Genomic DNA, 8,959 nt, shown 5'->3' on the forward strand with positions numbered 1-8,959 from the left:
GCCGCGCGCGGCGAAATCTGGATGTCGTCGACGATGTTGTTGTAGTCCGCCCGAAGCGCAAGCGTGAGGTCGATCTTCGGGGACAGCTCGATCGAGGACTGCGCATAGGCGCCCATTTCGTTCACGTCGTCGTCGGTCTCGTTGCGGCCGAGGATGGTGCCTTTGGTGTCTGGCCGCGTCATCTCGATGTCTCCGCCCAGGATGAGACGCACGCGCTCGTTGGCGAAGTCGAGGTCGTACTGCGCCTGCGCGTTATACAGCGCGCCTTCGTCGACGACCGTTGTGCCCGTGCCGTAGACGAACGAGTCCCCGGCGTTGTTTTTGTTGACGTAGACCTGGGCGAAGAACCGGTCGGCCTGGAGCCGGAACTGGCCGTAGGTATAGGAAAAGCCATCCGCCTGCAGCGTTCCGATGCCGGAGAGCACGATGGCGTCGAGTTTCGAGTAGCCACCATTGGCGGTCAACGAGACCCTGTCGGATATCCGGTACTGGAGCAGGCCATTGACGTTCATCTTGTTGAAGTCGTAGTTCCGCTCGACCCCGTCGGCATCACCCGCCAGCTGGATGGCGTCGATCGTATCGTCCGGGCTGTATTCCCAGTCGTCGGCCTGCGAGTAGAAGCCGGTGAGCTTATAGCCCAGCCTGGAGCTGAGCACGCCAGCGTGGCGCACCTGCGCGCCGAACATGCCGCGTTCGCCGCCGGAGAGGGAGACCGTAGTACCCGGATAGCTGAAAGGGTCTTTGGTGATGTAGTGGATGACGCCTTCATCCACGCCGGCGCCATACAGCGCCGAACCCGGGCCGCGGACGACCTCAATACGCTCGACGTCGATGCTCATGTTCGGCATGATCGAGTGCAGGTTCACGCCCAGCGAGGCGACGGCCGCCTGCCGGTAATCCGTAAGCACGTACGCCGATCCCGAGAAGGCGTTGTTGAAGCCGCGGAGCACCACTTCGCTCCGGTCGACGCCGGTCTGGGCGACGTCGACACCGGTGACGTTGCGGAGCACGGAGACCGTCGAGCCGGTTACCTCCTGTTCGATCTCGCGCGCGTCGAGCACCGAAATGGAGGCTGGCGCGTCGAGCACTTTCTCGGCCCGGCGGGACGCAGTGATGACGATCGTGTTGAGGTCAAGTCCGCCCTGCGACAGGGTGGCGTTCAGGGAAACCGACTGGCCGGCGGCGATCGTCACCGGGGCCACGAATTCGTTATAGCCCACGAACCGGAACGTCACCGTATAGTCGCCCGGCTGGATATTGGAGATCGTGTATTGGCCGTCGATGTTGGCGGCCGCGCCGCCGACGAGGCCGGCCTGGCCCGGGCGATTCAGGATGACGTTGGCGCCGCCGAGCGCCTGGCCGTCGTTTGCATCGGTGACGACGCCCGAGAGCGAACCCGTTTGCTGCGCCTGACTGGTGGGGACGGTCAGGCCAAGGAGTACCAGGACGAGCCCGGCCGCGCGAAGGAAGGATTTCATACTATCTCTGGATGATGGGGATTGGATGCCGTTCTGCGCCGAAATCCGAGTACGCGTTCGGACCCCTGAGGGGCAGGCGGCGATCTGCCGGCCTTGGGCCGGCGATGTATGCGTTTGGTCTGACGCTAAAATAGGAAACGCCGCGGATAATCTTGCAACAGGAATCAGAAGCGCTTCCAATGCCGGCGTGATTCCACCTCTTTTCCTACACCAGTCCCGGGTTACCCCACTACAAAATCCCCACACGCGCCAGGATCTCGTCCACGCGGCGCAGATGGTAGTGGGCGTCGAAGGCGTCTTCGATCTCCTCGACCTTCAGATGCTTCCGGATGCCTTCATCTGCGAGCACGATCTCTTTAAACGAGCGTTCTTCTTCCCAGGCCCGCATGGCCAGCGGCTGCACCATATCGTACGCCGACTCCCGGTCCATCCCTGTGTCGATCAGCTTGAGCAACACCCGTTGGCTGTTGTGTAGCCCAAACGTGCGCTCCATGTTGCGCGCCATATTTTTTTCGAACACCACCAGGTGTTCGATGATGTTCGCCATCCGGTGAAGGGCGTAGTGCAGCACGGTGGTGGCGTCCGGGATGATGACGCGCTCGACGGACGAATGCGAAATATCCCGCTCGTGCCACAGGGCGACGTTTTCGTAGGCGGCCACCATGTAGCCGCGCAAGAGCCGCGCGCAGCCGGTGACATTCTCCGAGCCTACCGGGTTACGCTTGTGCGGCATCGCCGACGACCCCTTCTGGCCTTTCCCGAAGGCTTCCTCCACTTCGCGAACCTCGCTTTTCTGCAGGCCCCGGATCTCAATGGCCATCTTTTCGAGGGTCGCCCCGATGAGGGCCAGCACGCCGAGGTAGTGGGCGTGGCGGTCCCGCTGCAGCACCTGGGTGGAGATGGGCGCCGGCTTCAACCCGAGCCGCTCGCACGTAATCCGCTCCACCTCCGGAGAAATGTGGGCAAAGGTCCCGACGGCGCCGGACACCTTTCCGACCCGCATGTCTTCCGCCGCCGCCTCGAACCGATCCCGATTGCGCTTCATCTCGGCATAATAGAGGGCCATCTTGAGCCCGAACGTCGTCGGCTCCGCATGCACGCCGTGCGTCCGCCCCATCATGAGCGTGTGTCGGTGTGCCTTCGCCTTCTCCCCCAGCACCTCGATCATCCAATCGATCCGCTCCCGTATCAAGACATTCACCTTGGCCAGTCGGTACGAGAGCGCGGTATCGACCACGTCGGACGATGTCATGCCGTAGTGCACCCACTTTTTCTCTTCACCGAGGGTCTCGCTTACGGCGCGCGTAAACGCGACTACATCGTGGCGCGTCACTTCTTCGATCTCGTGGATCCGGCGTACGGAGAACCGGGCATCGGCATACAGCCGATCCACGTCCGCCTGCGGAATGACGCCGATCTCGGACCACGCCGAACAGGCCGCCAGTTCGACATCCAACCAGGCCTGGAATTGCTGTTCTTCGCTCCAGAGCGTGCCCATCTCCGGGCGGGTATAACGGTCAATCATTGGAATGGTGGGTAATAGATGGCGGGTAGCCGCTCATAAACGGGGCACGCCGGATCATCCAACAACGATCCACCCGTCTACAGCGAGCTACGTTTATCGCGGAGGAATTTATTCAACAGCTCGCGGGCACGGAAGATATGCGCCTTCACCGTCCCGAGCGGCAGGTCGAGCTCCCGCGCGATCTCTTCATACGATTTTTCCTGTTGATGCCGCATGACGATGACTTTGTGGTATTTCTCGGGCAGGGCGTCGATGGCGTCCTGGATGAGCTGGCGTCGTTGGTCGGCCACGATGTGGCGGTCCGGGCGATAGGTGGCGTCGGGCAGCTCGAACTCTACCGCGCCGTCCTTTGTGTCCCGCGGCTTGTCGATCGAATAGGTCTTGAGCTTCCGCTTCCGCAGGTAGTCGATGGCGTGGTTCGTTGCAATCTTGTAGAGCCACGTCGAAAAGGCGTATTCGACGGAGTAGGAACCCAACGCGGAGAACGCCTTGATGAAGCTCTCCTGCACCAGGTCGTCCACTTCTTCGGGTTTACGAACCAGGCGCTGCACGTGCATGGTGAGCGCCTTGCTGTATTTCTGGACCAGAGCCTTGTACGCCGCCTCGTTGCCCTCCAGCGCCTGTTTGACCAGGGCGCGATCTTGCTCACTCGAATCCGATGGAGAAAGCGAACCTGCTGATTTCGACATATACCTGTACGGACTTACAGCGAACGCAGTCCTTTAGTCTTCTACCGCACGGGTATTCAGCCTGTGATACCCGACAACGCGATGCGATTCCGCGCGTAGCCAACCTACCGCGAAGGACGGACGCGCATATAAAGCAGGAGCAGAAGATAGAAATAAGATCGGTCCGGTTCCACCGTACACCCGGCGCTATTTATGGAAGCTCGGACGATCTGCCTACTCGGGCAGGAGGGCCACACGTTCGGAGACGCGCCCAATCCTTCCTTTCGACTCGGCCGGCGGCCGAGAGAGCGCATCGGCGATCCGGCCGGCCACCTGGTGCGCGGCGGTTGCGGCGGACGCGTCGAAGAGCCGACCCGGGTGTGCATACAGGGTGAGCAGGCCCTGCAGCCCGGCGTCAGTCACCAGCGGAACATCGAGGCACCAGGCGCCCACTTCGCCGGCGCTTTCCATCTGCATCTTGATGCGGCACAGCTCGCGGCCGCTGTGGCCGAACTGGGGATCGATTCGGTCGATCCGGATCGGATTGCCGGCGACGTTGGCGGCCACGGGCCGGCTATGTCCGGTCTCCGGGTCGATCATGGTCACTTTTGCCTCGAGGTAACGCACATCCCGGTACAGGGACTGCAACAATTCCTGGGCGTGTTCTTCGATCGGTCGGATGCTGTAAGCGGCCGCCACGAGGTTGACCGCATGTTGAAGCTGACGGGTCGACCGTGTCAATTCAGTATGCAGGGCCTCCACCTGGCTGCGCAACTCGACCGTTTCGGAGCGATCATCCAGCAGCCAGATGTAATGCGTCAGGGTATCCGCATCATCCCAGACGGGCACGATGGTGGCCGCGGCGGTAAAAGGCGTCGTATCTCGACGATAAAAAACAACCCGGGTGCTGGCCTGCTCCTGGCGTTCGATGGCGCCGGCGAGGGCATCAACCGCTGCCCGGGCGGTTCGGGCGCCGCGGAGGACGAGCATATTCGAGCCGAGCAGATCCACCTGTCTGTAACCGGTCATGCGCTCAAAAGCCGGGTTGCAGAAGATGATGGGTGCGCCGGCGGCGGCCATGTCGGTCACGGCCAGGGCCTGATTCATGCCGGCGATAGCGCGATCGCGGATGCGCAACTCCTCGAGCGCTTCGTGGCGCCGGCCCGTTTCTTCAAAGAGGCGAATGGCGTACGCCGGTGCGCCGTCGTCGTCGCGCACGAGGCTCACGGTGGTCCGCACGCGGCGTTCTTCGCCGGAGCGGTGGATGAGCCGGCTGTCGGCCTGATAGCTGTCGCGGCGGCCGGCGAGCAGGTCCGCGTAGAGGGCGGCGGCGTTGGCGCGTTCCTCCTCCGGTAGCAGGAGGTTAAAAGGCTTCCCGGTCAGTGCCTCGACACGCTGGGCCACGAGGTGACACAGTGCGTCGTTAGCTTCCAGGATGGTATCCGAGCTGTCCGTGACAAGCACGGCGGCGCCGGCGTCGTGGAAGAGGTCGATGACGAGCGCGGCGGCCGGCGGCGCATCACGGGTCGCCCCGGTGTCCGAACGAATCAGCGGAGCGATGAGTGCGGCGCAATCCTCCAGCACCCCGCGTGCGGGATCCTCGACATGGCGCTTGTGCACATCGATCAGGCTGAGCGCGCCCATAGCGTTACCGGCGGCATCGAGTATGGGCACGCCGGCGTAAAAGCCGATGCCCCGGGCGTAGCGGTCGGCCCAGTCCACCGCGCTGGCGACATCCTCGACGATCATAGGTGCCGCGTCGGTGACGACCCGGCTGCAGGGGAGATAGTCGAGGTCGGCATCGCGCGCGCTGAACCCGGTGGTCGCGAGGAAGTGGTGTCGGTCGTCTACGACATGCGAAACGAGGACGACCGGGACATCGAACACCTTCTGGACGAGGGCGACGATACGTTCGAGCGTGGCGGCGGACCGCGGATCGAGAGAAGGGGCGAAAGCGATGCCGGCAGGCGGCGCCGAAGGAGAAGCCATGGCCGATTGGCGGTTGATCCGAAAGGTTACGGCAACCGGTCAGGCCAACGATGTGCCAGGCTGGGCACAGGCAGGAAAAGGGGCGAACTGCGCAAAAAATAAAGGCGGGAGCACAACAAGCGGGACCGGGAGGACCGGCCGGGCGGACAATTATTCACCGGCAGCGTCAACGTCAGACCGCGAGCCGTCCACCGCAGATGTAAAAGTCATCCTGGCGCCAGGCGCAGTCGACATCGCTGAAGCCGGCACGTTCCATGGTCTTCATGAGGCGGTAGAGGCCGAGTGAGCCGATCTGGTCCGCCACGAAGAGGTGGCCACCCGGTGTGAGGGAGGCCGCGAGCCCCTGGAAGAGCAGTTCGTATCGGGTTTCGGCCTCAGCGCCCATGGAATCGTCGCCGATGAGGTCCGGAATGACCATCGAGGCGATGATGACATCGTACGGGCTTCCGGGGATCGGCTCGCCTTCGGCCGAGACGGTCGCCTCGAGCAGGGAGATGCCTTCGCGCACTTCGCTGATCTTCTCCCGGGCCAGTTCGAGCATTTCCGGGTCCTTATCCAGCACCGTCATGTGCACGGTGGGGTAGGCCATCAGGACGGACATGGCCGCGTTGCCCGTCCCGCAACCGAGGTCGCATACCGAAGTGGAGGAATCGAGGGGTGGAAGGGCCGCGATGAGCTCTTCCATAAGCGCGACGGCCAGGGGTAAACGACGTGCGAGGTTGACGTCGTACCACCGGCCATGCTTCCAGAACCCGCCTTTTTGCCGCAGATTCCGATTCCAATTCGGTGTAGTCATATCAGGCCGCTTGACTGCGTCCGTTGAATGAGCGCTTGTAGATCCCGTTTTTGTTTACGTGGCCGACGTAGCGTCCCAGAATCTTGACCTCCTCGAAGATGTCGGGCGAAATCTGGATGTCCTTATAGGCATCATTCGCCGCCACCAGCCGAAGCCCATCGGGCTCCTGATAGATTCTCTTGAGCGACGTCTCCCCGTTGTAGAGGACGGCTCCTATGCCGCCGTTCGGGATGTCGTCGTCGATGAGCAGCACGTAATCCCCGTCCAGGATGTCCACGCCGATCATAGACTGGCCTGATACCCGAATGGCAAAGATTCGATCCAGATTCGGGAAAAGAGTTTCCAGCGTAATCGTGCCCTGGTTGTCCTCAATAGCCTCCTGGAGCACGCCGGCCGTAATCGTACCCATGATGGGGATCCCGCGCATCGCCATATTCACCATGGGCATACCTGCCATACCCATACCCGGTAGTTGCAGCCCCGGTAGTTGCAACCCCGGTAGTTGCAACCCAGGCATCTGTAACCCCAGCATCGCGGCGCTGAAGGCGCTCGCCGGCTCCGCCGCAAACTGGTAGCCCTCATCCTCCCGAATCAGAAAGCCTTTTTTGTACAGGGCGTTCAGGTTCTGGGTGACGCTATTCGGTGATCGATAGTCAAATTGATCCACCATCTCGCGATAGGTCGGCCAGACGCCGTGCTCGCGGACGTAGTTCGACAAGAACTTTAAAAACGAATGCTGTTTGGCAGTGAGGTGTTTTCGGCTCATGGTAGTTCGTGGTGGGTAACCAACGCGTGCATGAATAATGTCACATATGTATACACACTTTCTGATAGATTTGCAAGTGGAAAATGTTCCTTTCCCGTGTTTTCATCCATCCCCTTCGCCTGTGTCTTATTCACCGCGTCGATTGAGGAGGGCGCCCATGATCTTCTCGCCGCGCGTCGGGTAGGCTTCCTCGACATGAAAGTGGAGGTAGGCATCCACGAGTGCGCCCACTTCCTTTCGGATGTGTTCGGCCATGGTCATACGCAGGACGGCTTCGACCGGCGCGTGGACAAGGATGGCGAACGCGCGCAGGGCCGGCCGTGATGCGAATCGGCCACCGCGTCCCTCCACCCGGCCTTCGATCACATCGCCGCTCTCCAGAATCAGCGAGCCGCCCTGCTCCGTGAGCGCCTCGACCTGTTCGCGGGAAACCGCGGGTTGAAAACCGAGATGGCCGGCGAGTTGGAGCTGGAAAAACAGCAGCAGGTTCTCAGGCCGCTCTTCGGCGGCGTCCAGCAGCGAGAGGGTCTCCACCACCAGTTGAAACAGGGCGGGATGGGGCTCGTCGGGCTGGCTGAGGGCATGGACAAACTCGATGATCCGGAGCCCGATGGCCATCCGATCGAGGTGCCGGGTGAGTTGAAGGAATGGGCGGACGTGCGCCACCTCTTTCAGGGTGTGAAGCTCCCGTCCCGGACTGTGATACAACACGGCTTCGACGTACGCCATTGGTTGTAACGCACTTCCGAACGGGCTTTTGGCTGCGCGCGCCCCCCTGGCGATAACGGACACCTTCCCCAGTTCCCGTGTGAAAAGCGTGACGATCTGGCTCGTCTCCCGGTAATCCAGGTGGCGCAGGACAATCGCTTCCGTGCGAAGTATTCGGGGTACCATACGGGCGTGATGGTAAAAAACGAGCGGGAATGAGGGTATACGGGGGGGCGCTACAACGTCTAGTATAGTAAGTGACGAGACGCGTTACCAGGTTGCGCGTAACGCGTTCGGCCTGAAAGCGACGGTCAGTTGCCGAATAACGTAGGCGAGAACCACACACATCTAACGAAAAAACGTGTAACGCGAAACGTCACCTACTAGAGCACATCCTAAAACCTCATCACATGGGCTGGCAGCGCCACTACTATCGCCTCCAACAACGGCTCGCCCTCACCCGGCGTGAGACGCACTCGCTTGCCCTTGTCCTGCTCTTTCTGGCCGGCGGCCTGGCTATCCGTCACCTCCGTTATCACCTCCTCCCCTACGATCCTGCCTATTACGCCGAGATCGACCGCCTCGCGGCGGCGCAGCCTGCCACAGCCGCGGATACGTCCATGACACCCCGCCCTGCCCCGTATACAACCGTCCTGGACTCGACCCGGCCCGTTGCCGCCGACCCGCCCGCCGAGCGCCCTTCGAGCGGCAACCAGGTGCCCTTCCACACCGTGCGCATCAACAGCGCCACGGCCGCCGAGCTCGAGCGGCTCCCACGCATCGGGCCCAAAACGGCCGAACGCATCGTGGCGTTCAGGGATACTAACGGGCCGTTTCGACGCCCGGAAGACCTGATGCTGATACGCGGCATCGGCGAGAAGACGTTCGAGGGGCTGCGGGCGTATGTCGTCGTCGACTAGGTGCGTGCCCGGAAATCCGGCCGGATTTCCAGGCACGTGTTCCAGGTTCAAGGTTTAAGAGGGCTTCGTAGCTCACGGACCGGGGTCCCGCTTGGCCTCCGCGGCGTCC

8 protein-coding genes are annotated in these 8,959 nt (G+C 62.0%); 1 reads left to right on the forward strand and 7 read right to left on the reverse strand.

Features of this window, described 5'->3' with window-relative positions:
* From SH809_03385 to recO, 7 genes are all read right to left on the reverse strand, one after another.
* Window positions 1-1,478 (reverse strand): carboxypeptidase regulatory-like domain-containing protein (locus SH809_03385; protein MDZ4698728.1); only part of this gene is annotated, 1,478 nt, incomplete at its 3' end.
* Between the two features lie 229 nt (window positions 1,479-1,707).
* The gene (gene purB, locus SH809_03390) at window positions 1,708-3,003 is read right to left on the reverse strand and encodes an adenylosuccinate lyase (protein ID MDZ4698729.1); all 1,296 of its coding nucleotides are present in this window, start codon (window positions 3,001-3,003) and stop codon (window positions 1,708-1,710) included.
* Window positions 3,004-3,080: 77 nt separating this feature from the next.
* The gene (locus tag SH809_03395) at window positions 3,081-3,692 is read right to left on the reverse strand and encodes a sigma-70 family RNA polymerase sigma factor (GenBank protein ID MDZ4698730.1); all 612 of its coding nucleotides are present in this window, start codon (window positions 3,690-3,692) and stop codon (window positions 3,081-3,083) included.
* Between the two features lie 213 nt (window positions 3,693-3,905).
* Window positions 3,906-5,660 carry a PAS domain-containing protein gene (locus SH809_03400; GenBank protein ID MDZ4698731.1) on the reverse strand — a complete coding sequence of 585 codons (1,755 nt, stop codon included), beginning with the start codon at window positions 5,658-5,660 and terminating at the stop codon, window positions 3,906-3,908.
* A gap of 172 nt (window positions 5,661-5,832) precedes the next feature.
* Window positions 5,833-6,456 carry a class I SAM-dependent methyltransferase gene (locus tag SH809_03405; protein MDZ4698732.1) on the reverse strand — a complete coding sequence of 208 codons (624 nt, stop codon included), beginning with the start codon at window positions 6,454-6,456 and terminating at the stop codon, window positions 5,833-5,835.
* A gap of 1 nt (window position 6,457) precedes the next feature.
* Window positions 6,458-7,222: a S24 family peptidase gene (locus SH809_03410; GenBank protein MDZ4698733.1), complete on the reverse strand. Its 765-nt coding sequence runs from the start codon at window positions 7,220-7,222 to the stop codon at window positions 6,458-6,460.
* Window positions 7,223-7,348: 126 nt separating this feature from the next.
* Window positions 7,349-8,116 (reverse strand): DNA repair protein RecO, encoded by a 768-nt coding sequence (gene recO, locus SH809_03415; protein MDZ4698734.1) that lies wholly within the window; start codon window positions 8,114-8,116, stop codon window positions 7,349-7,351.
* 224 nt (window positions 8,117-8,340) lie between these two features.
* Here recO and SH809_03420 point away from each other — a divergent pair, with 224 nt between their 5' ends.
* Window positions 8,341-8,850: a helix-hairpin-helix domain-containing protein gene (locus SH809_03420; GenBank protein ID MDZ4698735.1), complete on the forward strand. Its 510-nt coding sequence runs from the start codon at window positions 8,341-8,343 to the stop codon at window positions 8,848-8,850.
* Window positions 8,851-8,959: the final 109 nt, after the last annotated feature.

This window comes from Rhodothermales bacterium (assembly GCA_034439735.1).
Lineage (GTDB): Bacteria > Bacteroidota > Rhodothermia > Rhodothermales > JAHQVL01 > JAWKNW01.

Coding starts and splice junctions, on each gene's coding strand:
- SH809_03405 (MDZ4698732.1), bottom strand. CDS start 6,456: ATGACTACACCGAATTGGAATCGGAATCTGCGGCAAAAAGGCGGGTTC.
- SH809_03420 (MDZ4698735.1), top strand. CDS start 8,341: ATGGGCTGGCAGCGCCACTACTATCGCCTCCAACAACGGCTCGCCCTC.
- SH809_03395 (MDZ4698730.1), bottom strand. CDS start 3,692: ATGTCGAAATCAGCAGGTTCGCTTTCTCCATCGGATTCGAGTGAGCAA.
- SH809_03400 (MDZ4698731.1), bottom strand. CDS start 5,660: ATGGCTTCTCCTTCGGCGCCGCCTGCCGGCATCGCTTTCGCCCCTTCT.
- purB (MDZ4698729.1), bottom strand. CDS start 3,003: ATGATTGACCGTTATACCCGCCCGGAGATGGGCACGCTCTGGAGCGAA.
- SH809_03410 (MDZ4698733.1), bottom strand. CDS start 7,222: ATGAGCCGAAAACACCTCACTGCCAAACAGCATTCGTTTTTAAAGTTC.
- recO (MDZ4698734.1), bottom strand. CDS start 8,116: ATGGTACCCCGAATACTTCGCACGGAAGCGATTGTCCTGCGCCACCTG.